Here is a 26,367-nt window from a genome sequence, read left to right on the forward strand (position 1 = left end):
GGCGCCCCTATCGCGGGCAACGCCCGCTCCCACAGGGACTCCATGCACCACAGAACCGGTGGGAGTGGGCGTTGCCCGCGATAGGCTCAACACGGTGCCAAAGCCGTACGCATCTGCGCTAAACTCGCGCCCACTGCTGTCTGGAGTGACCTATGCGCGACGCCCTGAACCACGGCCTGATTGAATTCCTCAAAGCCTCCCCCACGCCCTTCCACGCCACCGCGAGCCTCGCCAAGCGCCTCGAAGCCGCCGGCTACCAGCGCCTGGACGAGCGCGACAGCTGGGCCACGGTGCCCGGTGGCCGCTACTACCTGACCCGCAACGACTCCTCGATCATCGCCATCAAGCTCGGCCGCCATTCGCCGCTGCTCGATGGCATTCGCCTGGTCGGCGCCCACACCGACAGCCCGTGCCTGCGGGTCAAGCCGCAGCCCGAGCTGCAACGCCACGGTTTCTGGCAACTGGGTGTGGAAGTCTACGGCGGCGCCCTGCTCGCCCCCTGGTTCGACCGCGACCTGTCCCTGGCCGGGCGTGTCACCTTCCGCCGCGACGGCAAGGTGGAAAGCGCGTTGGTGGACTTCAAGCTGCCGATCGCGGTGATCCCCAACCTGGCGATCCACCTCAACCGTAGCGCCAACGAAGGCTGGGCGATCAACCCGCAGACCGAACTGCCACCGATCCTGGCCCAGGTCGCCGGTGACGAGCGCGTCGACTTCCGCGCCCTGCTCACCGAGCAACTGGCCCGCGAGCACGGCCTCAACGCCGACGTGGTGCTGGATTACGAACTGAGTTTCTACGATACCCAGGACGCCGCCCTGATCGGCCTGCACGGCGAATTCATCGCCGGTGCGCGCCTGGACAACCTGCTGTCCTGCTTCGCCGGCCTGCAGGCATTGCTCAATGCCGACAGCGACGAGACCTGCGTGCTGGTGTGCAACGACCACGAGGAAGTCGGCTCCTGCTCGGCCTGCGGTGCCGACGGCCCGATGCTGGAGCAGACCCTGCGCCGCCTGCTGCCGGACGGTGACGAATTCGTCCGCACCATCCAGCGCTCGCTTCTGGTCTCGGCGGACAACGCCCACGGCGTGCACCCCAACTACGCCGACAAGCACGACGGCAACCACGGTCCCAAGCTCAACGCCGGCCCGGTGATCAAGGTCAACAACAACCAGCGCTACGCCACCAACAGCGAAACCGCCGGTTTCTTCCGCCACCTGTGCATGGCCGAGGAAGTCCCGGTGCAGAGCTTCGTGGTGCGCAGCGACATGGGCTGCGGCTCGACCATCGGCCCGATCACCGCCAGCCACCTGGGCGTGCGCACCGTCGATATCGGCCTGCCGACCTTCGCCATGCACTCGATCCGCGAGCTGTGCGGCAGCCAGGACCTCGCTCATCTGGTCAAGGTACTCACCGCCTTCTACCGCACGCGCGAACTGCCCTGAACCCGGCGCGGGGCGCTCTGCCCCGCCCTTTTCCCCAATCCGTGACACCGATCAAGCCGCTTCGGTCGTTTTGCGCCTATGCTCTTGCCTGACGTTTCCGAGGAAAAAGAAGGACCGTGCGCATGTCCGCATTTCAATCGATGTTCCTTCCGGTGCTCGCCGGCCTGATCCTGCTGACCATCGGTTTCAACAACCGCGAGCGCAACTCCGGGGTGCTGATGATGTGGCTCGGCATGCTGTCGATCCTCGGCATCATGGTGTGGAAGATCCTGGAAAAACTCGCCTGAGAAATGCTCTACACTGCGCCGATCAAGTGTTCGAGGTCGATCGTCCAGTGCCTGCTTTCCTGCGTGTTCTCGCCTTCCTGCTGCTTCTCTGCGGCACCGCCGCCCAGGCCGCGGGCCTGCCCAGCCTGCTCGGCGGCACCCCGGCACAACCCCAGGCCAGCGAGCCACTGGGCAAGTCCCTCGACGAAGTCATCACCACCCTGGAAAACGACCAGCAGCGCACGCGCCTGCTGAACGACCTGAAAAAGCTCCGCGACAGCACCCGCAAGGCCCAGCCAGAGCCCGAACAGGGTGTGCTGGGCCTGATCGGCGGCACCCTCGCCGAGCTGGAAAAGCAGTTCAGCGGCGAGGCCAGTCCGTTCAAGCGCTGGTCCGACGAGATGGAACTGGCGCAGATCGAATTGTCCGCGCTCAAGGTGCCGGTGCAGCAGTTGCCGAGCCTGCTGTTCGGCTTCATCGCCATCATCGCGCTGTGGAGCCTGCTGGCGTACGCGCTGAACTGGGCCGGTCACCGCCTGCGGCTGAAGTTCGGTCTGACCGAGGAACTGCCCCAGCATCCGCGCACCTGGGATCTGGTGCGTTTCGCCCTGCGCAAGCTCGGCCCCTGGCTGGTGGCGCTGGTGATCACCGTGTACCTGAGCTTCGCCCTGCCGTCTTCGCTGGGCAAATCCATGGCCATGGTCCTGGCCTATGCGCTGGTGGTCGGCACCTGCTTCTCGGCCATCTGCGTCATCGCCTTTTCCCTGCTCGACGGTCCACATCGCCACCGCGCCCTGCACATCCTCCGGCACCAGGCTTTCCGCCCGCTGTGGCTGATCGGCAGCTTCGCCGCCTTTGGCGAGGCGATGAACGATCCGCGCCTGTACCTGGCCCTCGGCACCCACCTGGCGCATGCCCTGGCGACCCTGGCCAATGTCCTGGCGGCGCTGTCCACCGCGCTGTTCATCCTGCGTTTCCGCCGCCCGATCGCCCACCTGATCCGCAACCAGCCGCTGGCCCAGCGCCTCAAGCGCCGCGCGCTGAGCGACACCATCGAAGTGCTCGGCAGCTTCTGGTTCCTGCCGGCGCTGGTGCTGGTGGGTATTTCCCTGTTCGCCACCTTCGTCTCCGCCGGCGATACCAGCACTGCCCTGCGCCAGTCGCTGATGTGCACGGTGCTGGTGATCCTGTGCATGGTGATCAACGGCCTGGTGCGCCGCCAGGCGCTCAAGCCGCGGCGCGCCAACCGGCGCCAGGCGGTGTATGCGGAACGCCTGCGCAGCTTCGGCTACACCCTGGTGCACCTGACGATCTGGCTGCTGTTCATCGAACTGGGGCTGCGGGTCTGGGGCTTTTCCCTGATCACCTTCGCCGAGGGCGAGGGGCATGAAGTGGCGATGCGCCTGGCGGGCCTGGCCGGTACCCTGCTCGTCGCCTGGCTGGTGTGGATCCTCGCCGACACTGCCGTGCACCACGCCCTGACCCGCTCGCGCAAGGGCCTGGCCAACGCCCGGGCGCAGACCATGATGCCGCTGATCCGCAATGTGCTGTTCGTGGCGATCGCCATCATCGCCCTGATCGTCGCGCTGGCGAACATGGGCATGAACGTCACCCCGCTGCTGGCCGGTGCCGGCGTCATCGGCCTGGCCATCGGCTTCGGCGCGCAGTCGCTGGTGGCCGACCTGATCACCGGTCTGTTCATCATCATCGAGGACTCCCTGGCCATCGACGACTACGTCGATGTCGGCGGCCACCTGGGCACCGTCGAGGGCCTGACCATCCGTACCGTGCGCCTGCGCGACATCGACGGCATCGTCCACACCATCCCGTTCAGCGAGATCAAGAGCATCAAGAACTACTCCCGCGAGTTCGGCTACGCGATCTTCCGCATCGCCATCCCCCACAGCATGAACATCGATCAGGCCATCGCCCTGGTTCGGGACGTCGGCCAGAAGATGCGCACCGATCCGTTGCAGCGCCGCAATATCTGGTCGCCGCTGGAGTTTCAGGGAGTGGAAAGTTTCGAATCCGGCTCGGCGGTACTGCGCGCGCGCTTCAAGACCGCGCCGATCAAGCAGTGGGAAGTCTCCCGCGCATTCAACCTGGCGCTCAAGCGCCAGCTCGACGAGGCCGGCCTGGACCTCGCCACGCCACGCCTTTCGGTGCAGGTGCTGACCTCCGCGGACGGCAGCGGCACCGCGAAGGACTAACCCGCGTCGGCGCGAATGCGGATCGCATCGTGCCGCCAGTACTCCAGGTCGCAGTCGATCAGACGTCCGTTCTGATCACTGTTGACCCGGGTGATATGCAGCCCGGCACTCCCTGGTGACACCTTCAGCGCCGACGCCGCGGCGGCGGGCAAGGCGGTCGGCAGAATCTCGAAACACACCCGCCCGTAGTGGATGGCGTAGTGCCGGGCGTAGATCTCGGTCAGCGACTGGCCAAGATCGTGTTCGAGGATGCCGGGAAAGTACTCCGGATTCAGGTAATGCTCGGCATACAGCACCGCACGCCCGTCGATGCGACGCAGGCGGCAGATCTGGATCACGCTGGACAGCGCCGGCAAGCGCAGGCGCGCGCAGATCGCCGCGGCGGCCGGCTGCAGGCGCGCCGACAGCAGTTCGGTGGCGGGTACGCGCCCCTGATCACGGACCATGGCGTGGAAATGGCTGCGTTCGATCAGGTCATAGGTCAGCCGCTCGGGCGCGACGAACCAGCCGCGCCGTTCCTCGCGATAGATCAGGCCCTGGGCCTCCAGTTGCACCAGCGCTTCGCGCAGGGTGATGCGGGTGGTGTCGAACACGTCGCTGAGCTTGCGTTCGGCGGGCAGCTTGCTTCCCGGCGGGAGCAGGCCGTGTTCGATCTGCTCCTGCAAGGCATGGCAGATCGCTGTAACCGCGCGGGTCGGCAGTGCGTGCATCAAAGGCTTCCTGTCTGGACTAGTCCAGCATCGCATCCGTACCGCAATGGTGCGCAAATGCCGTGCCGGAAAAACCCCTTGAGCTTAGGCAATGCAGATGAAGCGCAGATGACAGCGGCGCCGAACGGTTGCCCACGACCGCCTTGAAAGCCACGGCAGGCGGGGTTTTTGCCGTGGTCTACGCTGTATTGCCAAGGTCAGTCGACACATTCCCCGACATCAAACTGTCACGCAACTTGCCTACCTTGGCTCAGGTATTGCTGACCTAGACCAACCGAAACACAGCACGCCCCAACCTCTCACGTTGTGCAAGGCACCCATTAAGGAGCTTCGGATGAAACAGCTTTTCCTGGCCTCTCTGTTAGGCGCGAGCATTGCCCTGTCGCACACGGCGTTCGCCGCCGACACCGACCTCAAAGCCCTGGAAGACGCCGCCCGCAAGGAAGGCACCGTGAACAGCGTCGGCATGCCCGATGCCTGGGCCAACTGGAAAGGCACCTGGGCCGACCTGGCCAGCAAGTACGGCCTCAAGCACATGGACACCGACATGAGCTCGGCCCAGGAAGTGGCCAAGTTCGACGCCGAGAAGGACAACGCCAGCGCCGATATCGGTGACGTCGGCGCCGCCTTCGGCCCGATCGCGAAGGCCAAGGGCGTGACCCAGCCGTACAAGCCGAGCACCTGGGACCAGGTCCCGGACTGGGCCAAGGACCAGGACGGTCACTGGGCCCTGGCCTATACCGGCACCATCGCCTTCATCGTCAACAAGCAGTTGGTGAAGGAAGCCGACATCCCGAAAACCTGGCATGACCTGGAAAAGGGCAAGTACAAGGTCGCCATCGGTGACGTCGGCACCGCCGCCCAGGCCGCCAACGGCGTGCTGGCCGCGGCCATCGCCTACAAGGGCGACGAGAAGAACATCGAGCCGGGCCTGCAGCTGTTCACCAAGCTGGCCCAGCAGAAGCGCCTGTCGCTGGCCAACCCGACCATCCAGACCCTGGAAAAGGGTGAAGTGGAAGTCGGCGTGGTCTGGGACTTCAACGGCCTGAGCTACCGCCAGCAGATCGATCCGAACCGCTTCGAAGTGCTGATTCCGTCCGATGGCTCGGTGATCTCCGGCTACACCACCATCATCAACAAGTACGCCAAGCACCCGAATGCCGCCAAGCTGACCCGCGAATACATCTTCAGCGACGCCGGCCAGACCAACCTGGCGATCGGTCACGCCCGTCCGATCCGCGCCGAGCACCTGACGCTGCCGGCCGAGGTGCAGGCCAAGTTGCTGCCGAACGAGCAGTACCGCGCGGCCCAGCCGATCAAGGACGCCGCGGCCTGGGAGGCCACCTCCAAGGCCCTGCCGCAGAAGTGGCAGGAGCAGGTCATCATCGAGATGGAATAAGTGGTTCCAGGGCCGCTATGCGGCCCTTCGCGAGCAAGCTCGCTCCCACAGGAACAGCGCTGACCTGGCCTTGTGGGAGCGAGCTTGCTCGCGAAGGACCGCGCAGCGGTCCCCGTCCCACCCGGCCCCGGAGCCCGCAACATGAAACACAACGTCATCCTGGTCCTCCTCGACGGCCTCAACCACCAGGTGGCCCACCACGCCATGGGCCACCTGCACGCCTACGTCGAAGCCGACCGCGCCGCGCTGTACCGCCTTGAATGCGAACTGCCGGCCCTGTCGCGGCCGCTGTACGAATGCATCCTCACCGGGGTGCCGCCCATCGACAGCGGCATCGTGCACAACCAGGTGTCGCGCCTGTCCAACCAGCGCAGCATCTTCCATTACGCCCGCGAGGGCGGCGTGAATACCGCGGCGGCGGCCTATCACTGGGTCAGCGAACTGTACAACCGCACCCCGTTCGACCCGGTCCGCGACCGTCACACCCACGCGCCGAAGCTGCCGATCCAGCACGGCCTGTTCTACTACGCCGACCACTACCCGGACTCGCACCTGTTCGCCGACGCCGAGTACCTGCGGCGCAAGTACCGCCCCGGCTTCCTCCTGGTGCACCCGATGAACATCGACGATGCCGGCCACCGCCACGGCCTGGACAGCAGCCAGTACCGCAACAGTGCGCGCTCGGCCGACATCCTGCTCGCCGACTACCTGGCCACCTGGCTCGCCGAGGGCTACCAGGTGCTGGTGACCGCCGATCACGGCATGAACAACGACCGCTCGCACAACGGCCTGCTGCCGGAGGAGCGCGACGTGCCGCTGTTCGTCTTCGGCGACGGCTTCAGCCTCGACCCCAACGCCAAGCCCCAGCAAACCGAACTGTGCGGCACCATCTGCCAGTTGCTCGGCGTGGCCCACGACAAACCCGTCTGCCGGGAGCTGCTCTCGTGAATCCGTTGTCTCGTGGCAAGTGGCTGGCGCTGCTGTGCCTGCTGCCCTTCGCGGTGTTCTTCATCATCTTCCAGATCGCCCCGCTGGCCTGGGTGGCGATCCACAGCCTGCAGGCCGAAAGCGGCTGGGGCCTGGACAACTTCAGCAAGATCTTCGCCTCGAAGTTCTACCGCCAGGCGATCCAGCACAGCCTGGAGATCAGTTTCTGGTCGAGCCTGTTCGGCATCCTCATCGCCGTGCTCGGCAGCTATTCGCTGCAACGGGTGGATTCGCGCCTGCGCGACTTCGTCAACGCCTTCGCCAACATGACCAGCAACTTCTCCGGGGTGCCACTGGCGTTCGCCTTCATCATCCTGCTGGGCTTCAACGGGGCGCTGACCATGGCCCTGAAGCAGGCCGGGCTGATCGAGGACTTCAACCTGTATTCCAAGACCGGGTTGATCATCCTCTACACCTACTTCCAGATTCCTCTCGGCGTGCTCCTGCTCTACCCGGCCTTCGACGCCCTGCGCGAAGACTGGCGCGAGTCCGCCGCGCTGCTCGGTGCCAATGCCTGGCAGTACTGGCGGCATATCGGCCTGCCGGTGCTGACACCCGCACTGCTCGGCACCTTCGTCATCCTCCTGGCCAACGCCCTCGGTGCCTACGCCACGGTGTACGCCCTGACCACCGGCAACTTCAACGTGCTGCCGATCCGCATCGCCGCCCTGGTGGCCGGTGACATTTCCCTGGACCCGAACCTGGCCAGCGCCCTGGCGATCATCCTGGTCGGACTGATGACCCTGGTGACCCTGGTCCACCAATGGCTGCTGAAGAGGAGCTACCATGTCGCGCGCTGAACCTGGCCGCAGCGCCCTCTACCACCGCCTGGTGGTCTGGGTGCTGTTCCTGATCCTGCTCCTGCCGCTGGCCGGCACCCTGCTCTATTCCCTGGCCACCAGCTGGTCGGCGAGCCTGCTGCCCAGCGGCCTGACCTTCAAGTGGTACCTGGCGCTGTGGAGCGATCCGCGCTTCCTCACCGCCTTCGCCCAGTCGCTGCTGGTCTGCGTCGGCGCGCTGGCATTGTCGGTGCTGCTGATCCTGCCGCTGCTGTTCGTCGTGCATTACCACTTTCCGAAGCTCGACGGACTGATGAACATCCTCATCCTGCTGCCCTTCGCGGTGCCGCCGGTGGTGTCCTCGGTGGGCCTGCTGCAGCTCTATGGCTCCGGGCCGATGGCCATGGTCGGCACGCCGTGGATCCTGATCGGTTGCTATTTCACCGTCGCCCTGCCGTTCATGTACCGGGCGATCACCAACAACCTCCAGGCGATCAACCTCCGCGACCTGATGGACGCCGCCCAACTGCTCGGCGCCAGCACCTGGCAGGCGGCGTTCCTGGTGATCCTGCCGAACCTGCGCAAGGGCCTGATGGTGGCCTTGCTGCTGTCGTTCTCGTTCCTCTTCGGCGAGTTCGTCTTCGCCAACCTGCTGGTGGGTACCCGCTACGAAACCCTGCAGGTGTACCTCAACAACATGCGCAACAGCAGTGGTCACTTCAACAGTGCCCTGGTGATTTCCTACTTCCTCTTCGTACTGGTGCTGACCTGGGCAGCCAACCGCCTGAACAAGGACAAGACCTGATATGAGCTTCGTCAGCATCCAGAACCTGGAAAAGACCTACGCCGGCAGCCCGGTGTTCAAGGACATCAACTTCACCATCGCCCGCGGCGAATTCATCACCCTGCTCGGCCCCTCCGGCTGCGGCAAGTCGACCCTGCTGCGCTGCATCGCCGGACTGACCCCGGTGGACAGCGGCCAGATCCTCCTCGACGGCCACGACCTGGTGCCGCAGAGCCCGCAGAAGCGCGGGATCGGCATGGTGTTCCAGAGCTACGCGCTGTTCCCCAACATGACCGTGGCGCAGAACGTCGCCTTCGGCCTGCGCATGCAGAAGGTCGCCAGCCAGGACAGCCGGAGCCGGGTCGAGGAAGCCCTGCGCATGGTCGAGTTGCAGGACTTCGCCGGGCGCTATCCGCACCAGTTGTCCGGTGGCCAGTGCCAGCGCGTGGCCCTGGCCCGCTCGCTGGTGACCCGTCCGCGCCTGCTGCTGCTCGATGAGCCGCTGTCGGCGCTCGACGCGCGCATTCGCAAGCACCTGCGCGAGCAGATCCGCGGCATCCAGCGCGAACTGGGCCTGACCACGGTGTTCGTCACCCACGACCAGGAAGAGGCGCTGACGATGTCCGATCGCATCTTCCTGATGAACCAGGGCAAGATCGTCCAGAGCGGCGACGCCGAGACGCTCTATACCGCCCCGGTGGACGCCTTCGCCGCCGGGTTCATCGGCAACTACAACCTGCTCGACGCCGAGAGCGCCAGCCGCCTGCTGCAGCGTCCGGTGCACAGTCGTCTGGCGATCCGCCCGGAAGCCATCGCCCTGAGCCTGGACGGCGCGCTGGACGGCCAGGTGCGCAGCCACAGCCTGCTCGGCAACATCATTCGCTACCGGGTCGAGGCCCGTGGCGTCGAACTGCTGGTGGACGTGCTCAACCGCTCGTCCGCCGATCTCTATCCGGACGGACAACGGGTATCCTTGTCGATCGATCCAACTGCCCTGCGCGAAGTCGCCTAGGGATGCACGGGAGTTTTCTTGAATGGCTTTAGCGATCTTCGATCTCGACGAAACCCTGATCCACGGCGACTGCGCCTCGCTGTGGAGCGAGCAGATGGCCCGCCTGGGCTGGGTCGACGGCCCCTCGTTCCTGCGCCGCGACCATGAGCTGATGGAGGCGTACGGCAAGGGCCACCTGGCCATGGAGGACTACATGGCCTTCAGCCTGGAGCCCGTGGCCGGGCGCACACCGGAGGAGGTCGAGCATCTGGTGGAGCCATGGGTGGAGGACTTCATCGAGCCGATCATCTTCAGCGATGCCTGCCGCGTGATTGCCGAGCACCGTCGGCAGGGCGACCGGATCCTGGTGATCTCGGCCTCGGGCAATCATCTGGTGGGGCCGATCGCGGCGCGGCTGGGGATCGACGAATTCCTGGCGATCGATCTGGAAGTGGCCAACGGCGTCTACACCGGCCGTACGCAAGGCGTGCTGACCTACCGAGAGGGCAAGATCACCCGCTTGCTGGAGTGGCTGGATCAGGAAGAGGAGAACCTGGAGGGGGCGAGTTTCTATTCCGACTCGCGCAATGACCTGCCGCTGCTGTTGAAGGTGGATCACCCGCATGTGGTGAATCCGGATCCGGTGCTGCGCGAGCATGCCGAGAAGAATGGCTGGCCGATCCTGGCCTGGACCTGAGGTGGTTTCGGGGACCGCGTTGCGGTCCTTCGCGGTGGTTCGTCACACGACAAGCCTCGCTCCTACAGGAAATCTGAGTTGCCTGTAGGAGCGAGGCTTGTCGTGTGACGAACCACCGCGAAGGGCCGCAACGCGGCCCCAAATGCCTAAACCAGGGTCGGATCGATCACCAGCACCAGCTTCCCGGAAACCTGGTTCCCCGCCAGTTCCTCGAAGGCCGACTGCGCATCCGCCACCGGGTAGCTGCCCACCAGTTGCGGCTGCAACCTGCCCTCGCTGAACAGCGGCCAGACCTGCTGATGCAGGTCGCGGAGCAGATCCGCCTTGAACTGGTCGTCACGGTTGCGCAGCGTCGAGCCGGTCAGCTGGATACGCTTGCCCAGCAACAAGGCCAGATCCAGATCCGCTTTACGCCCACCCATCAGGCCGATGATCACCCAGCGTCCGTCCCGCGCCAGCAACTTGAGGTTCAGCGCGGCATAATTGGCGCCCACCGGATCGAGCACCACATCGAACGGGGCAAAGTCGTTCAGTGCCTCCAGATCATCACCACGCACCACGCCACCGCTGGCCCCCAGTGCCTCGCAGTAGGCCAGGCGATCGGCCGAGCCCACGCTGACCCAGCAGGGGCTGCCAAAGGCCTTGCACAGCTGGATGCCCGCCGACCCGACACCACTGGCCCCGGCGTGCAGCAGCACCTTCTCACCGGGCCTCAGACCACCAAGCTGGAACAGGTTGAGCCAGGCCGTGGCATACACCTCCGGCAGCGCCGCCGCCTCATGCAGGCTCAGGCCTTCCGGCACCGGCAGCACATGACGGGCATCGACCACCACTTCCTCGGCCATGCCGCCGCCGGCGAGCAGCGCGCAGACCCGGTCACCCATCTGCCAGGACGCACCGGCGCCCACCTCGACGATCACCCCGGAACATTCCAGCCCCAGGTATTCGCTGGCACCCGGCGGTGGCGGGTAGAGCCCCGCGCGCTGCAGCAGGTCGGCACGGTTGAGGCCGGCGGCGGCAACACGAATCCGCACTTGACCTACATCGCAGGCCGGGCTTGGTGCCTCAACCCACTCCACATGTCCGTCAACGCCTTGCAATGCCTTCACAGTGCCTCCATAGTTGATGTCAAGACCGAGCCTGGCGCTTGTAGCGCCAGGCTTTTTGCATTTTGCGACCGGATCTTCTGGAACCGGCGAATCAAAGACGGCCCACTATGCGTTATCAATTGCCCCTGCGTCGAATCGGCATGAAGCACTTTCTTCCGTCCACCGCCCTCGCATTGCTGATCGGCCTCGGCAGCCTGCCCTTCGCGGGCACGGCACTGGCGGCCAACAGCTGGGAATCGCTGCAGCCGGATCGCGATCAGGTGGTCGCCAGTCTCAACGTGGTCGAGCTGCTCAAGCGCCATCACTACAGCAAGCCGCCGCTGAACGATGCACGTTCGGTCATCATCTACGACAGCTACATCAAGCTGCTGGATCCGGCGCGCAGTTACTTCCTGGCCAGCGACATCGCCGAGTTCGACAAGTGGAAGACCCAGTTCGACGACTTCCTCAAGAGCGGCAACCTGCAGCCCGGCTTCGATATCTACAAGCGCTATCTGGACCGGGTGAAATCGCGCCTGGACTTCACCCTCGCCGAGCTGAACAAGGGCGTCGACAAGATCGACTTCAATGCCCGTGAAACGCTGCTGGTGGACCGCAAGGACGCCCCCTGGATCAAGACCGGCGCCGAGCTCGACGACCTCTGGCGCAAACGCCTGAAGGACGAAGTCCTGCGCCTGAAGATCGCCGGCAAGGAACCCAAGGCCATCCAGGAACTCCTGACCAAGCGCTACAAGAACCAGCTGGCGCGCCTGGACCAGACCCGCTCGGAAGACATCTTCCAGGCCTACATCAACACCTTCGCCCAGTCCTACGACCCGCACACCAACTACCTGTCGCCGGACAACGCGGAAAACTTCGACATCAACATGAGCCTGTCGCTGGAAGGCATCGGCGCGGTGCTGCAGAGCGACAATGACCAGGTCAAGATCGTCCGCCTGGTGCCGGCCGGCCCGGCCGCCAAGACCAAGCAGGTCGCCCCCGCCGACAAGATCATCGGTGTCGCCCAGGGCGACAAGGAAATGGTCGACGTGATCGGCTGGCGCCTGGACGAAGTGGTCAAGCTGATCCGCGGCCCGAAAGGCTCGGTGGTACGCCTCGAAGTGATCCCGGCGAGCAACGCGCCGAACGACCAGACCAGCAAGGTGGTGTCGATCACCCGCGAAGCGGTCAAGCTCGAAGAGCAGGCGGCGAAGAAATCCGTGCTGAACCTCAAGCAGGACGGCCGCGACTACAAGCTCGGCATCATCGAGATCCCGGCCTTCTACCTGGACTTCAAGGCCTACCGTGCCGGCGATCCGGACTACAAGAGCACCACCCGCGACGTGAAGAAACTGCTCACCGAGCTGCAGAAGGAAAAGGTCGACGGCGTGGTCATCGACCTGCGCAACAACGGCGGCGGTTCCCTGCAGGAAGCCACCGAGCTGACCAGCCTGTTCATCGACAAGGGCCCGACCGTGCTGGTGCGCAACAGCGATGGCCGCGTCGATGTGCTCGAAGATGAAAACACCGGCGCCTTCTACAAGGGCCCGCTGGCCTTGCTGGTGAACCGCCTGTCCGCCTCGGCGTCGGAGATCTTCGCCGGTGCCATGCAGGACTATCACCGCGCCCTGATCCTCGGCGGCCAGACCTTCGGCAAGGGCACCGTGCAGACCATCCAGCCGCTCAACCACGGCGAGCTGAAACTGACCCTGGCCAAGTTCTACCGGGTTTCCGGACAGAGCACCCAGCACCAGGGCGTGCTGCCGGACATCGACTACCCGTCGATCATCGACACCAAGGAAATCGGCGAAAGCGCCCTGCCCGAAGCCATGCCATGGGACACCATCCGCGCGGCGATCAAACCGGCCAGCGATCCGTTCAAACCGTTCCTCGCGCAGCTCAAGGAACGCCATGACACGCGCAGCGCCAAGGACGCGGAGTTCGTCTACATCCGCGATCGCCTGGCCCTGACCCAGAAGCTGATGAGCGAGAAGACCGTCAGCCTCAACGAGCAGGAACGCCGCGCCCAGCACGCCGATATCGAAGGCCAGCAACTGGCGCTGGAGAACATCCGGCGCAAGGCCAAGGGCGAGGAGCCACTGAAGGAGCTGAAGAAGGAAGACGAGGACGCGATCCCCGCCGAACCGGACGACAGCAAGCCGGAGGACGATGCCTACCTGAGCGAGACCGGACGCATCCTGCTGGACTACCTGAGCCTCAATTCGGCGGTGGCCAAACACTGAAAAGCCCGCTGAATCGATAATGGCGAAATACCATGAAGTGATGGCATTGCGTCATTAAACAGTCATCAAACTGTCGTGAAATAAGGGACTGAACGCTGCCGGCGTCCAGTCCCTTTTTTTTCAAGGTAGTTGCGATATGACCATGACCGAACAGCTCAGCGCATTGAGTTCCATCCTGACTCAAGGCGGCTTGCACAGCCTGTTCCAGCCTATCGTCTGCCTTTCCGAACGGCGCATCCTCGGCTATGAAGCCCTGAGCCGCGGCCCGTCCAACAGCCCGCTGCATTCACCGATCAACCTGTTCGCCGTGGCCCGCCACGCCGGGCGCCTGACCGAACTGGAAATCGCCTGCCGGGAAAGCGCCTGTCGGCGGTTCAGTCAGCAGCAACTGGACGGCAAGCTGTTCCTCAACGTCTCGCCCGAGTCGCTGCTCGAACCGCAGTACCAGTCCGGACAGACCCTCAAGCTCCTGCAGCACCTCGGCATCCCGGCCAGCCAGGTGGTCATCGAGCTGACCGAGCAGACCCCCACCGACGACTTCCAGCTGCTCTACAACGCCCTGCACCACTACCGCGACATGGGCTTCTCGATTGCCCTGGACGACCTCGGCGCGGGCTACTCCAGCCTGCGCCTGTGGTCGGAGCTGCGCCCGGACTACGTGAAGATCGACCGCCACTTCATCGACGGCATCCACCTCGACGCGGTCAAGCGCGAGTTCGTCGGTTCCATCCTGCAGATCGCCAAGGCGTCCCGCGCCCAGGTGATCGCCGAGGGCATCGAGCTGACCGAGGAGCTGACGGTACTGACCGAGATGGGCGTGGACCTGGTACAGGGCTATCTGCTCTGCCGCCCGCAGGAACATCCACCACAAGACATCACGCACCTGCTGCCGGGCCCGGTCCTCACCAGCCTGCCGGTACTGGCCGACGAAGCGTCCGACCTCAGCGCCCTGCTCATCGAACAGCCGGCGGTCACTGGCGATACCGCCACGCCGTTGGTGCTGGAAGCCTTTCGCCGCCAGGCCAACCTCAACTCCCTGGCGGTGCTCGACGAACAGGAGCGGCCGTGCGGCATCGTGCATCGCCATTCGCTCTCCGATGCCCTGCTCAAGCCGTTCGCCACCGACCTGTTCGCGCGCAAGCCGATCAGTCGGCTGATGAGCGACGACTTCCTCGCCGTCGAGCTGAGCCAGTCACTGCAGACTGTCAGCCGCCTGCTCACCAGCCGCGCGCGGCAGCGTATCGAAGAAGATTTCATCATTACCCACCAGGGGCGTTATGTCGGCCTGGGTCGGGTGATCGATGTACTCAAACTGATCACCGAGCAGAAGATCCAGCAGGCGCGCTACGCCAACCCGCTGACCCTGCTGCCTGGCAACGTGCCGATCCAGCAGTGCCTGGCGCGCCTGCTGCAACAGCAGCGTCGGGCGGTGATCTGCTATGTCGACATCGACAGCTTCAAGCCCTTCAACGATATCTACGGTTATGCCCGTGGCGATGAAGTCTTGCTGTGCCTGGCGCAGTGCCTGAGCGAGCGGGTCGATCCGAGCCGCGACTTCGTCGGGCATATCGGCGGGGATGATTTCATGCTGGTGCTGGGTTCGCAGGATTGGCAGCAGCGCCTGGACGTGCTGCTGGAAGAGTTCCACAAACAGTGTCGGCGCTTTTATCGCAGCGAGCATCTGGAGGCCGGCTGTTTCATCGCCCACAACCGCCTGGGGCAGCGCCAGGAGTTCCCGTTGCTGTCGCTGTCGATCGGGGTCGTGCAATTGCGCCCAGAGGCGTGTGCCCAGCTGGATGCGGGGCAACTGGCGGACCTGGCGTCGCAAGCCAAGCACCATGCCAAGGAAGTGGCCGGTGCCAGCGTGTACCTGATCGATACCGCGGCGGCCTGACGGCCTCATCGCCGAACCGCAGCGATGAAGCCTCAAGGCTGTCAATCCTCGTCGGGGTAGGAAAACTCGAACACCCGCACAACCTCCGAAGCATGCCAGGACGCCGCCGCCATGCCATCCGACGGCCCGGAAAAGCGCCCCAGGCGCTCGACGCACTCGAAGAATCCGGTGCGCGGCAAGCGACTCGCGCCCTGGCTGATCACCAGCGAGCTACGCAATGGCTGCTCGGCGCGGGCATCGAGCAGCGCCAGGTACTCCAGGGCGGCGGTCAGGGTCTGCATCGCCGGGCTGGGCAACTGCAGGCGCTCCAGCAGTGCACGGTAGGTCAGCAGGTGGCGTTGCCGGCGGGCGACATCCAGCTCGCCGAGCAGCCCTTCCCAATGCTGACGGCTGATCCGTACGGCGCTCATGACGCATCGCTCCAGCCCGGCAGCCCCAGCTCCCAGGCCAGGCTGCGACGAATCGCCGAGTCGGGCTCGCGCTCACCACTTTCGATCATCGCCAGATAGACCGGGCTGATCCCGACCTTGCGCGCCAGCTGCTCGGCCGCCAGGCCCTTGGCCTGACGCAACGCGGCCAGCTCGCTGAAGGCTGGCGCGCTGGCCGTGGTGGAGGACGCTGAAGTGCTGCTGTCTACGCTGGCGGCAACCGCCTCCGGTTGGCCCGCCGCCTTGAGTAACGCCTGATATTGATCCCAGGGAACAACCGCGTACTCGGGTTGACCATCTCGGCTGATAACCTGAATAGCCATTACAACCCCCTTGTCGGACTTCTCGCATGTAATCTGTAGGCATAATCGTTATGCCAATAATATTACCAGCCAACAGGGGAATTGCAGCACGCCGCACGCGTCAGCCGCGATTTTGCTCCAGACGCAGGGCTTCGGGGGTATCCGGCAGACGCTCCACCACCCGCAGTTTTTCCGGCGACTGACGCTGGCGCCAGGCGCGAAACGCCTCCAGTTCGTCGCTGACGGTCTTCAGTACCCAGCCGAGCACGGCGATGTCATCCAGCAGGCCGACGCCCAGCAGCCAGTCCGGAATCGCGTCCAGCGGGCTGACGAAGTACAGCAGGCCGGCAACGATGGTCACCAGTGCCTTGGGGCTGATCGCCCGGTACTCGCCGCGCCACCAGGCCACGCACAGGGCCTGCAGCAGACGCACGTCCTCCTTCAGTTGACCCAGCCGCGGGCCCTTGCGCGCCACGGCGAACAGCAGCGCCGGCAGCCGACCACGGCTGAGCAGACGTTCGGCGAGAGGCAGGAAGCGAGCGAAATTCCACGGTGCTTTCATGAGACCTCCATCAGCGGTGCCAGGAAGGTTATCCACATTAATTGTGGATAACCTTGTGAACAGAGCCTGGTTTCGGGCCCGGGGCTCCCGGCGGGCAAGGGCCGGGGTCGAATCGGGCGTTTTTTACACACTTGTTTCATTACGCAATCGTCTAGCGCAAGGATCCGTGAACACTGTCACACAGCATCGCGCCCTGCCGCAAAAACGACAACGCCCCGTGGCTACGGGGCGTTGGACAACAGCGACAGCCAGATTACTTGGCCGGAGCTGCTTCCTTGGCCGGAGCGGCTTCTGGGGCGGCATCCAGCTCAGGTACTTCGAGCTTGGACACGTCCTTGATACCCAGCAGTTCCAGGTCGAAGACCAGAACGGAGTTGGCCGGGATCATCGGGCTCGGGCTCTGTGCGCCGTAGGCCAGGTCGGCCGGGATGAACAGCTTGACCTTCTCGCCGACGTGCATCAGCTGCAGGCCTTCGACCCAGCCCGGAATCACGCCGCTGACCGGCAGATCGATCGGCGCACCGCGCTCGACGGAGCTGTCGAAGACCTTGCCATCGATCAGCTTGCCTTCGTAGTGAACGGTGACCACATCGGTCGGCTTGGGCTGAACACCCTCGGCCTTCTTCACGACTTCGTACTGCAGGCCGGAAGCGGTGGTGACCACACCAGGCTTCTTGCCGTTTTCTTCAAGGAATTTCTTGCCGGCCGCGGCGGACTCTTCGCTCAGCTTGGTCAGGCGCTCTTCAGCGCGCTTCTGCAGCGAGGCGAAGGCTTCGATCAGCTCCTCGTCCTTGATGCGCTGTTCCTTCTTGCCGATGGCGTCTTCGATGCCCTGGGCGACAGCCTTGGAATCGAGATCGTCCATGCCTTCCTGAGCCAGGCTCTTGCCCATGTTCAGGCCGATACCGTAGGAGGCTTTCTGTGCCGGGGTTTTCAGCTCGACGCTGGTCTGCGAATCGCAACCCGCCAGGACCAGGCTAACCAGGGCAACCGCAGCCGCCAACCGATGCTGTTTCATGCTATTTCCTTGTTCATCCGCCAAAGGGGCAATCGAATAAAGCCGCGAGAATATCAGGCGGCCACGACCAATGGCTACCGGCAATAAGAACGAGAAAAGTCCCGGAAGTTCAGCAATATGAACAGTTCTTCATGCGCACTTACGGCACAGGGCCAGTATGGACGTCGCAACCGCGTTCAAGGGTAGTCGCCATCGCGGTATTGCGCCGCAACTTCACGCAACACTTCGCATAGCCACTGGGCCGGCAACGGTGACGGCAAGGCGGCGTTGCTGCAGATGCCGACAGAACCGCCCGGCTCCCTGACCCCCAGGTCCAGCTCGTGCAGCTCGCCGCGATCGAGGTCGACCCGCACCGCATCGCGCGGCGCCACCCAGACCGCGTCGCTGCCCTGCACATAGCGCCGGCTGAGGGCCGGCGACAGGGTTTCCAGACGCTGTCGCGGCTGTTCGATGGCGCACTGCACGAACAGGCTGTCGGCATGCTTGCGGATGGTGGTCCCGGCCAGGGGCAGGACCAGCGGGTAATCGGCAAGCCGCGCACGCTCCAGGGGCAGGCTCCGCAGCAGGGGATGGCCCGGCCGCACCACCAGCGACATCGACTCGCTGTACAGGTGTTCGAACAGCAGGCCCTGGATCTGCGGACTGTCGGTCATGCGCCCGATCACCAGGTCCAGTTCACCGACATGCAACTGCGCCAGCAGATGGGCACTGGGCCCGGTGGCGACGCTGACCACCAGCGCCGCGTGGCGCTGATGCAGGCGGCGGATGACTTCCGGCATCAGCAGGCTTTCCACGGTCGACAGCACGCCGACGCGCACCTGCGGCGGCGCATGCTCCTCCCCGCGCAGGGTGCTCACACCTTCGCGCAGGGCCTGCACGCAGGGGCCGGCGTAGCGCATGAAGCGCACCCCGGCGGGCGTCAGCTCGACACCCTGCTTGCCGCGCTCGAACAGACGGGTCTGCAGCAGGTCCTCGAGCTCCTTGAGGGTCTTGGAGATCGCCGGCTGGCTGATCGCCACGGCATCCGCGGCCTTGGCGAAACTGCCTTGGCGGGCGATTTCGAGAAAGCACAGCAGGTGGCGGAATTTGATGCGGGTGTCGAGGTTCATGGGGGGGAAGTTTATCCGTATTGGGGCCGCTTTGCGGCCCTTCGCGAGCAAGCTCGCTCCCACAGGCGGTTGTGGGAGCGAGCTTGCTCGCGAAGGGCTGCAAAGCAGCCCCAAAAGAACTACCCGCCGATCTCGACCCGCCCCTCATGCAAGCGCACCGGCCAGACCCGCAACGCCTGCCCCTCGTCCTCCAGGCAGCGCCCGTCGCGCAGGCGGAAATGCTGCTTGTACAACGGCGCGGCGACCACCAGCTCACCCTGCAGGCTGCCGATCAGGCCGCGGCCGATCACATTGGCGCCCGAGCGCGGGTCATGGTTGTCCACGGCATACAACTCGGTCTCCGCCCCCGGCACATGGAACAGCGCGACCTGCGCGCCGTCATGCCAGACCACCACACCGGATTGCGCCACCAGATCGGCTTCGGCACACACCGGCGTCCACGCCAGGGACGATTTCACAGCAGCATTCGACAGGTTCATCAGAGCACCTCCTCGGTGGTCGGGATCAAATGGAGTTCCGCCGCCGCGATCGGTCGGCGCTGGCCGCGCTCGCGGACGAAATGCACGCCCGGATCGGTCCGCTGGTCGTTGACGAAGGTACGGAAGCGCTTGAGCTTTTCCGGATCCTTGAGGGCGTTGGCCCATTCGCATTCATAGCGCTCGACCACATGCTGCATCTGCGCCTCCAGCTCGGCGCCAAGGCCCAGGCTGTCATCGATGATCACCTGCTTGAGGTAGTCCAGCCCGCCTTCCAGGCTTTCACGCCATACCGAGGTGCGCTGGAGCTTGTCGGCGGTGCGGATGTAGAACATCAGCACGCGGTCGATCAGGCGCACCAGGGTGGCGTCGTCGAGGTCGGTGGCGAACAGTTCGGCATGGCGCGGGCGCATGCCGCCGTTGCCGCAGATGTAGAGGTTCCAGCCCTTCTCGGTGGCGATCACGCCGATATCCTTGCTCTGCGCCTCGGCGCATTCGCGGGTGCAGCCCGACACGGCGAACTTGAGCTTGTGCGGCGAGCGCAGGCCCTTGTAGCGATCTTCCAGGAGCAGGGCCATCTTCACGCTGTCCTGTACGCCATAGCGGCACCAGGTGCTGCCGACACAGGACTTCACCGTGCGCGTCGACTTGCCGTAGGCGTGCCCGGTCTCGAAGCCGGCGGCGATCAGTTCCTCCCAGATCAGCGGCAGCTCGTGCAACTGCGCGCCGAACAGGTCGATGCGCTGGCCGCCGGTGATCTTGGTGTAGAGGTCGTATTTCTTCGCCACCTCGCCGATCACGATGAGCTTGTCCGGAGTGATCTCGCCGCCGGGAATCCGTGGCACCACCGAGTAGGTGCCGTTCTTCTGCATGTTGGCCATGAAGGTGTCGTTGGTGTCCTGCAGCGGCACCAGGGACGGGTCCATGATCGGCTGGTTCCAGCACGAGGCGAGGATCGAGCCGACAGTGGGCTTGCAGATGGCGCAGCCGATATGACCCTTGCCGTGCTTGGCCAGCAGTTCGTCGAAATCACGGATGCCCTCGACCCGCACCAGCGCGTAGAGCTCCTGGCGGGTGTAGGCGAAGTGCTCGCACAGGCTCTTGTCGACGCTGACGCCGCGGGCGGTCAGTTCGTGCTCGAAGACCTGCTTGAGCAAGGCCGCGCAACCGCCGCAACCGGTCGCCGCCTTGGTGCAGCTCTTCACCGCGGCAAGATCGCCACAACCGCTGTCGATGGCGGCGCACACCGCGCCCTTGCTGACGTTGTGGCAGGAGCAGATGGTCGCGCTGTCTGGCAGGGCATCGGCGCCCAGGGCCGGCGCGCCGCCGCCTTGCGGGAGGATCAGCGCGGCCGGATCGGCGGGCACGGCGATGCCGTTCTGCACGTACTGCAACAGGGTGTCGTAATAGCTGTTGTCGCCCACCAGCACCGCGCCGATCACCCGCTTGCCGCTGGCATCCAGGACCAGGCGGCGGTAGCTGCTGCCAGCCTCGTCGATGAAGCGATAGCTGCGCGCGCCCGGCGTGGCGCCGTGGGCATCGCCGATCGAGCCGACATCGACGCCGAGCAGCTTGAGCTTGGTCGACATGTCCGCCCCGGCGAAGGCCTCGGCCGGCTGTCCGGCCAGCGCCGTGGCGAGGTTGCGCGCCATGCCGTAACCCGGCGCGACCAGGCCGAACACACTGCCATTCCACGAGGCGCATTCGCCGATGGCATAGATGCGCGGGTCGCTGCTGCGGCACTCGCCATCAATCACCACGCCGCCGCGGGCCGCCACTTCCAGGCCGCTGGCGCGGGCCAGGGCGTCCTGCGGACGGATACCGGCGGAGAACACGATCAGGTCGGTTTCGAGGAATTCGCCCCCGTCGAAATTCATCCGGTAGCGGTAGTCCTCGCCAGCGACGATGGCCTGGGTCGCCCGCGCCAGATGCACGCCGACCCCAAGTGCCTCGATCCGCGCGCGCAACGCCGCGCCGCCCTCGCCGTCCAGTTGCACCGGCATCAGGCGCGGCGCGAATTCCACCACATGGGCTTCCAGCCCCAGGGACTTCAGGGCATTGGCCGCCTCCAGGCCGAGCAGACCGCCACCCACCACCACACCACGGCGGGCATTGGCCGCCGCGGCACGGATCGCGTCGAGATCGTCGAGGGTGCGGTAGACCAGGCGCGCCGCGCCTTCGGAGCCCTGAATCGGCGGCACGAAGGGGTAGGAACCGGTGGCCAGGATCAGCCGATCGTACGGGTAGCGCCCCTGCGTGGTGACCACTTCGCGGCGCTCGCGATCCAGCTCCAGCACCGCTTCGCCGAGATGCACGGCGATGCCGTGTTCGCCATACAGCCCCGCCTCGCCCAGCGCCAGCGCTTCGGCATCGCTGCCACTGAAGTACTCGGACAGATGCACGCGGTCGTAGGCGCGCTGGCGTTCCTCGCCGAACACCCGCACCTCGAAACGGGCCAGGGCACCGCGCTCGATCAGTTGCTCGACGCAGTGATGGCCGACCATGCCGTTGCCGACGATTACCAGCTTTTCTCGTTGCTCGATGGACGCGATGGCGTTCATGCCTGGTTCCTCACGGTGCGGGGCGTACCCCGGAAAAAACGCAAAAAAAAGCGCCTGGAGCCGAAGCTCCAGGCGCCTTTGCCTGGTCTTGATCGTTATGGTCCGTAACGGTGATCGACGTTGACCACCCGGGACGTTGTGCAGAGGTAAAAGCAGGTAGTGTGCCAAGTGCCGGATTGGCCTGAAATCAAGGGTTCCAGAGGCTCCCGGCGGGTTTGCTTGAACCACGCTGGTGCAGAAATCGCCATGTTGCAGCATGTTGATGCAGTGAGTTTCCCGGCCGCATCAGTACACATCCCGCAGGTAGCGCTTGTCCCGCCCCATCTGCGCTACATACAGCGCCGCCTGTTCGGCACTCATCCCGCCATGCTCCGCGACCACGTCCTTCAGCGCCGCATCGACATCCCTGGCCATGCGTCCGGCATCGCCGCAGACATAGAAGTACGCGCCATCACGCAGCCAGCGCCACAGCTCCGCGCCCTGCTCGCGCATGCGCTGCTGCACATAGATCTTGTCCTGCTGATCGCGCGAGAACGCGGTGTCCAGCCGGGTCAGCACACCGCTCTGGCGCCATGCCAGCAACTCGTCGCGGTAGTAGAAGTCGCAGGCTTCGCGCTGTTCGCCGAAGAACAGCCAGTTGGCGCCGCTGGCGGCACGCGCCTCGCGCTCCTGGAGAAAGGCACGAAACGGCGCGATGCCGGTGCCGGGCCCGACCATGATCAGCGGCCGGCTGTCATCCTCGGGCAAGCGAAAACTCGCGGACGGCTGTGGGAAGATCGACACCTTCAGTTCCCCGGCACGATCGGCGACAAAGGTCGAACACACGCCCTTGCGCTGGCCGTAACGCACCGTCGACATCGTCAGGTGCACCTGCCGCGGATGCTGGCGCGGGCTGGAACTGATGGAGTAGAGCCGGGGCTGCAAGGGCTTGAGCAAGGTCAGCCAGTCCGCCAGGGGCAGCGACAGGGGAAACTCGGCGAGCAGGTCCGCCAGTTGCCGTCCCCACAAGGCATCCCTGTCGCCGGGGCAGGCCGGATGCACGGCGCGGAAGCGCTCCAGCCACTGCGGGGTGATCCGGGTGATATCCAGGTGATCGCTCAGCGCTTCGCGCAGCGACATCGGCGCCTGGCCCTTCAGGGTGACCTGAAGCGCCGCGTCGAGCCCGCTGCGTTCGAGCACTTCCTCGACCAGTTGCGGACAGTTGCGCGGCCAGACCCCGAGGGCGTCGCCGGCTTCGTAGCGCAGCCCGCTGTCACCCAGGTCGAAAACGATCTGCCGGGTCTCCTTGCTGGCTCCCGGCCCGTTGAGCAGGCGATTTTCCACGACCCGCGCGGGCAATGGCGCCTGCTTGCCGAACGCCGCCTGCAGCGGTTCACTCAGCGCCAGCGGAGCCTGCGCCAGCTTCGTGGTCAACGCCTGCAGCCAGCCGGCGAAGGGCTCGTCGAAATCCGGCTCGCAATCGACCCGCTCCAGCAGACGCTGGCCGCCCAGCTCGGCAAGACGCTGATCGAGCTTGCGGCCAAAGCCGCAGAACTGGTCGTAGCTGGAGTCCCCCAGGGCCAGGACCGCGTAAGGCCGTTTCGCCCAGTCAGCGCCCTCGCCCTGCAGCGATTGCCAGAATGCCGTGGCGCTGTCCGGGGCCTCGCCGTCGCCGAAGGTGCTGGTGATCAGCAACAGGCTCGCAGCCTCGCCGACCCGTGCCGGCTGGACGCTTTCCATGCACTCCAGTTGCACCGTCAACCCGGCCTCGCGCAGATGGCCAGCGCAGCGCTCGGCCAGGGTCTGGCTGTTGCCGGTCTGCGAAGCCCAGAGCACCAGATGCGCCGGGGTGGTCGGCGCGTCCAGGGAGGCCATGGCAGGCAGGGCCTCGGCACGGGAATACAGGCCGGCCAGCAGGCCGTCGACGAACAGCCTTCGCGATGGCGCCAGCGGCGCGCTGGCCGGCAAGGTCGGGACGCCCTCGTGGCGCATCCTCTCCAGCCCCAGCAGGAAGCCATGCAGGTACTGTTGCTCATTCTCGGCCAGGGCCAGTTCGGGCGGCGTGCCCAGGCCCAGGACCTGGCGCAGGGTGTCGTAGGGCATGGGCCGGCTCTCCTCGGAGATGGCGGGATCGAGTTGAAGGATATCGAGGCGCTCGCCACTGACCCGGCTCAGGACCACGGCGCAGTGCTTGAAGGCGGGTTGCAGCGACAGCGGATCGACCGCATCGCAGGTCACCGCGTTGATCGCCAGTTGCTCGCCGTACAGGTCGTTCCAGTGGAAGGGTGCAAAGCAGTTGCCCGGCATCACCCGCGTGGTGATCCGCGCCGGCAGCACGGCCTGGCCACGCCGCGAGCGGACCTGGACCTGATCCTTCTCGGCGATGCCGAGTTCGGCGGCGTCCTGCGGATGGATTTCCACGAAGGGGCCGGGGTCGAGCTTGTTGAGGCTGGCCACCTTGCCGGTCTTGGTCAGGGTGTGCCACTGGTGCTGGACACGACCGGTGTTGAGCACCAACGGGTAGGACGCGTCCGGCAGTTCCGCAGGCGGCAGCCACGGCCGGGCGAAGAATCGGGCCTTGCCATTGGCCGTGGCGAAGACGATATCCGGACGCTCACCATCGACAGCGTCCTTCAGCGTCTGGCTCAGGCCATTGTTGAGATAACGCAGCGGGCTGCGCGAATCGGCGCGGCCCGGTTCACACGGCCACTGCCGCGGGCCGCTGCGCAGCGTTGCGTAGTCCAGGCCGCGCAGGTCGTAGCCGCTGGCCGGGTTCCAGGCCTGGCGAATTTCCTCGAAGACCTCCTCGGCGCTGGCGTAGCTGAAAGCGTCCGCATAGCCCATGGCGCAGGCCACCCGGGCAATGATCTGCCAATCGGCCAGGCTCTCGCCGGGGGCGTCCACCGCCTTGGCGGTCAGGGTCAGGTTGCGCTCGGAATTGATCATCACCCCTTCGCTTTCGGCCCACAGCGCGGCGGGCAGAAGGATGTCGGCGTAACGGTTGGTTTCCGTGTCGAGGAAGGCGTCCTGGCTGATCACCAGCTCCGCCGCGCGCAGCCCGTCGATCACCCGCTGGCGGTTGGCGACGCTGGCCACCGGGTTGCTGCAGATGATCCAGCAGGCTTTTACCTGGCCGGCGGCCAACTGTTCGAACAGGCCGATGGTGCCCTCGCCCGCCTCGGCGCGCAGGCTGCCGGCCGGGATCTTCCAGAGTCGTTCGACGAACTGCCGATCCGCCTCCACCAGCGCCGAACGCTGGCCTGGCAAACCGGGGCCCATGTAGCCCATTTCCCGACCGCCCATGGCATTCGGCTGACCGGTCAGGGAGAAAGGACCGCTGCCGGGTCGGCAGATGGCGCCGGTCGCCAGGTGCAGGTTGCACAGGGCATTGGTGTGCCAGGTGCCCTGGATGCTCTGGTTCAGGCCCATGGTCCAGCAGCTCATCCAGTCCTTGGCCGCGCCGATCCAGGCAGCCGCCTGGCGGATATCGGCTTCGGCAAGACCGGTGATCTGCGCCACCCGCGCCGGGGTGTAGTCGGCGAGAAAGGCCGGCATCTCCTCCCAGCCTTCGGTGTAGCGCTGGATGAAGGCGTTGTCGGTCTGCCCGTTTTCATGCAGCAGGTGCAGCAGACCGTTGATCAGCGCCAGATCGGTGCCGGGACGGACCTGCAGGAACAGATCGGCCTTGTCCGCCGTGGCGCTGCGCCGCGGATCGACCACGATCAGGCGGGCGCCAGCCTTGAGCCGGTCGAGCAGGCGCAGGAACAGGATCGGGTGACAGTCGGCCATGTTGGCGCCGATCACGAAGAACACCTCGGCCTTGTCGAAGTCCTGGTAGCTGCCCGGCGGCCCGTCGGCACCCAGCGACAGCTTGTAGCCGCTGCCGGCGCTGGCCATGCACAGGCGCGAGTTGGATTCGATATGGCGACTGCGGATGAAGCCCTTCACCAGTTTGTTGGCCAGGTACTGGGCTTCCAGCGACATCTGCCCGGACACGTACAGTGCCACGGCGTCCGGGCCGTCGCGGTCGATGATCTCGCGCAGACGCCGGGCGGCCTGTTCGAGCGCCTGGTCCATGCCCAGGCGCACCGGATCGCGCTGGCGCTGATCGCGCAGCCAGGCCCATTCCATGCGCCCGGACTCGCGCAACGGCTGATGGCAACTCAGGCCCTTGGTGCACAGGCGCCCGAAATTGCTCGGGTGCTGCTTGTCGCCGCTGACCTTGATGACCTGGTTGTCCGCCACGCTCATGACGATGCCGCAACCGACACCGCAATATGGGCAGACACTGCGCACCGTCGTGCTGGCCATGACCCTGACTCCTTCGCAAAACAAAAAGGCGCCCTGCCGCCCCGGCCTGAATGAACAGGGGAGCGACACGGCGCCTTTGTCGTGAATGGGGCAATCGACGTTGATTGCCTGATGGTCAGGTCAAAGCAAGG

Annotated in this window: 21 protein-coding genes; 11 read left to right on the top strand and 10 right to left on the bottom strand. The window is 65.3% G+C overall.

Translation table 11 applies throughout. The features are described 5' to 3' along the window. Positions 1-152: 152 nt before the first annotated feature. The 3 genes from CHB99_RS18520 to CHB99_RS18525 all read left to right on the top strand — a co-directional run bounded on the left by CHB99_RS18520 (position 153) and on the right by CHB99_RS18525 (position 3,918). Entirely contained in the window at positions 153-1,442 is a 1,290-nt protein-coding gene (locus CHB99_RS18520) for a M18 family aminopeptidase (RefSeq protein WP_042127920.1), read from the top strand. Positions 1,443-1,564: 122 nt separating this feature from the next. Next, positions 1,565-1,729, top strand: coding sequence for a hypothetical protein (locus CHB99_RS29815; RefSeq protein WP_167335883.1), 165 nt, complete (start codon positions 1,565-1,567; stop codon positions 1,727-1,729). Positions 1,730-1,776: 47 nt separating this feature from the next. Further along, on the top strand, positions 1,777-3,918 hold the full coding sequence (locus CHB99_RS18525; protein ID WP_042127977.1) for a mechanosensitive ion channel family protein: 2,142 nt from the start codon (positions 1,777-1,779) through the stop codon (positions 3,916-3,918). On the opposite strand, the gene CHB99_RS18530 is transcribed toward CHB99_RS18525, so the two are convergent. Continuing rightward, positions 3,915-4,628: a UTRA domain-containing protein gene (locus CHB99_RS18530; RefSeq protein ID WP_042127918.1), complete on the bottom strand. Its 714-nt coding sequence runs from the start codon at positions 4,626-4,628 to the stop codon at positions 3,915-3,917. The two genes, CHB99_RS18525 and CHB99_RS18530, sit on opposite strands and share 4 nt — an antisense overlap. A gap of 334 nt (positions 4,629-4,962) precedes the next feature. On the opposite strand from CHB99_RS18530, the gene CHB99_RS18535 reads away from it, so the two are divergent. From CHB99_RS18535 to CHB99_RS18560, 6 genes are all read left to right on the top strand, one after another. Further along, on the top strand, positions 4,963-6,027 hold the full coding sequence (locus tag CHB99_RS18535; protein WP_042127916.1) for an ABC transporter substrate-binding protein: 1,065 nt from the start codon (positions 4,963-4,965) through the stop codon (positions 6,025-6,027). Positions 6,028-6,168: 141 nt separating this feature from the next. Further along, positions 6,169-6,975: an alkaline phosphatase family protein gene (locus tag CHB99_RS18540; protein ID WP_042127913.1), complete on the top strand. Its 807-nt coding sequence runs from the start codon at positions 6,169-6,171 to the stop codon at positions 6,973-6,975. Continuing rightward, positions 6,972-7,814: an ABC transporter permease gene (locus tag CHB99_RS18545; RefSeq protein WP_089266589.1), complete on the top strand. Its 843-nt coding sequence runs from the start codon at positions 6,972-6,974 to the stop codon at positions 7,812-7,814. The genes CHB99_RS18540 and CHB99_RS18545 overlap by 4 nt, the downstream gene beginning before the upstream one ends. Beyond that, positions 7,801-8,598, top strand: a complete 798-nt coding sequence (locus CHB99_RS18550) for an ABC transporter permease (RefSeq protein ID WP_042127911.1) — start codon at positions 7,801-7,803, stop codon at positions 8,596-8,598. Before CHB99_RS18545 ends, CHB99_RS18550 begins: the two co-directional genes overlap by 14 nt. Before the next feature lies 1 nt (position 8,599). After that, complete coding sequence (locus tag CHB99_RS18555) at positions 8,600-9,589, top strand: ABC transporter ATP-binding protein (RefSeq protein ID WP_042127909.1); 990 nt, start codon at positions 8,600-8,602, stop codon at positions 9,587-9,589. Positions 9,590-9,611: 22 nt separating this feature from the next. Beyond that, positions 9,612-10,265: an HAD family hydrolase gene (locus CHB99_RS18560; protein WP_042127907.1), complete on the top strand. Its 654-nt coding sequence runs from the start codon at positions 9,612-9,614 to the stop codon at positions 10,263-10,265. 146 nt (positions 10,266-10,411) lie between these two features. Here CHB99_RS18560 and CHB99_RS18565 read toward each other — a convergent pair whose 3' ends face one another. Then, the gene (locus tag CHB99_RS18565) at positions 10,412-11,374 is read right to left on the bottom strand and encodes an NAD(P)H-quinone oxidoreductase (protein ID WP_042127904.1); all 963 of its coding nucleotides are present in this window, start codon (positions 11,372-11,374) and stop codon (positions 10,412-10,414) included. A gap of 140 nt (positions 11,375-11,514) precedes the next feature. Between CHB99_RS18565 and CHB99_RS18570 the strand changes: the two genes are divergently transcribed. Both CHB99_RS18570 and CHB99_RS18575 read left to right on the top strand, forming a co-directional pair. After that, positions 11,515-13,596, top strand: a complete 2,082-nt coding sequence (locus CHB99_RS18570) for a carboxy terminal-processing peptidase (protein ID WP_167335882.1) — start codon at positions 11,515-11,517, stop codon at positions 13,594-13,596. 136 nt (positions 13,597-13,732) lie between these two features. Further along, the gene (locus CHB99_RS18575; RefSeq protein ID WP_042127901.1) at positions 13,733-15,490 is read left to right on the top strand and encodes a bifunctional diguanylate cyclase/phosphodiesterase; all 1,758 of its coding nucleotides are present in this window, start codon (positions 13,733-13,735) and stop codon (positions 15,488-15,490) included. A gap of 41 nt (positions 15,491-15,531) precedes the next feature. Here the strand turns inward: CHB99_RS18575 and CHB99_RS18580 are convergent, their stop codons facing one another. From CHB99_RS18580 to CHB99_RS18615, 8 genes are all read right to left on the bottom strand, one after another. Continuing rightward, positions 15,532-15,900, bottom strand: coding sequence for a hypothetical protein (locus CHB99_RS18580; protein WP_042127899.1), 369 nt, complete (start codon positions 15,898-15,900; stop codon positions 15,532-15,534). Then, positions 15,897-16,241, bottom strand: coding sequence for a helix-turn-helix domain-containing protein (locus CHB99_RS18585; RefSeq protein ID WP_042127897.1), 345 nt, complete (start codon positions 16,239-16,241; stop codon positions 15,897-15,899). Before CHB99_RS18585 ends, CHB99_RS18580 begins: the two co-directional genes overlap by 4 nt. A gap of 100 nt (positions 16,242-16,341) precedes the next feature. Then, positions 16,342-16,782 carry a YkvA family protein gene (locus CHB99_RS18590; protein WP_042127895.1) on the bottom strand — a complete coding sequence of 147 codons (441 nt, stop codon included), beginning with the start codon at positions 16,780-16,782 and terminating at the stop codon, positions 16,342-16,344. A 253-nt stretch (positions 16,783-17,035) separates the two neighbouring features. Further along, a complete protein-coding gene (gene bamJ, locus CHB99_RS18595) occupies positions 17,036-17,800 on the bottom strand; it encodes a BamJ family beta-barrel-assembly machinery protein (RefSeq protein ID WP_042127893.1) in 765 nt (254 codons plus the stop codon). Between the two features lie 176 nt (positions 17,801-17,976). Then, on the bottom strand, positions 17,977-18,909 hold the full coding sequence (gene pcaQ, locus CHB99_RS18600; RefSeq protein WP_042127891.1) for a pca operon transcription factor PcaQ: 933 nt from the start codon (positions 18,907-18,909) through the stop codon (positions 17,977-17,979). 119 nt (positions 18,910-19,028) lie between these two features. Beyond that, complete coding sequence (gene nirD, locus CHB99_RS18605) at positions 19,029-19,388, bottom strand: nitrite reductase small subunit NirD (protein WP_042127889.1); 360 nt, start codon at positions 19,386-19,388, stop codon at positions 19,029-19,031. Further along, the gene (gene nirB / locus CHB99_RS18610) at positions 19,388-21,946 is read right to left on the bottom strand and encodes a nitrite reductase large subunit NirB (protein WP_042127887.1); all 2,559 of its coding nucleotides are present in this window, start codon (positions 21,944-21,946) and stop codon (positions 19,388-19,390) included. The genes nirD and nirB overlap by 1 nt, the downstream gene beginning before the upstream one ends. Positions 21,947-22,231: 285 nt before the next feature. Beyond that, entirely contained in the window at positions 22,232-26,236 is a 4,005-nt protein-coding gene (locus CHB99_RS18615; RefSeq protein WP_042127885.1) for a bifunctional nitrate reductase/sulfite reductase flavoprotein subunit alpha, read from the bottom strand. Between the last annotated feature and the right edge of the window lie 131 nt (positions 26,237-26,367).

The sequence above is a fragment of the Pseudomonas japonica genome (genome assembly GCF_900188455.1).
Taxonomy (GTDB): domain Bacteria; phylum Pseudomonadota; class Gammaproteobacteria; order Pseudomonadales; family Pseudomonadaceae; genus Aquipseudomonas; species Aquipseudomonas japonica.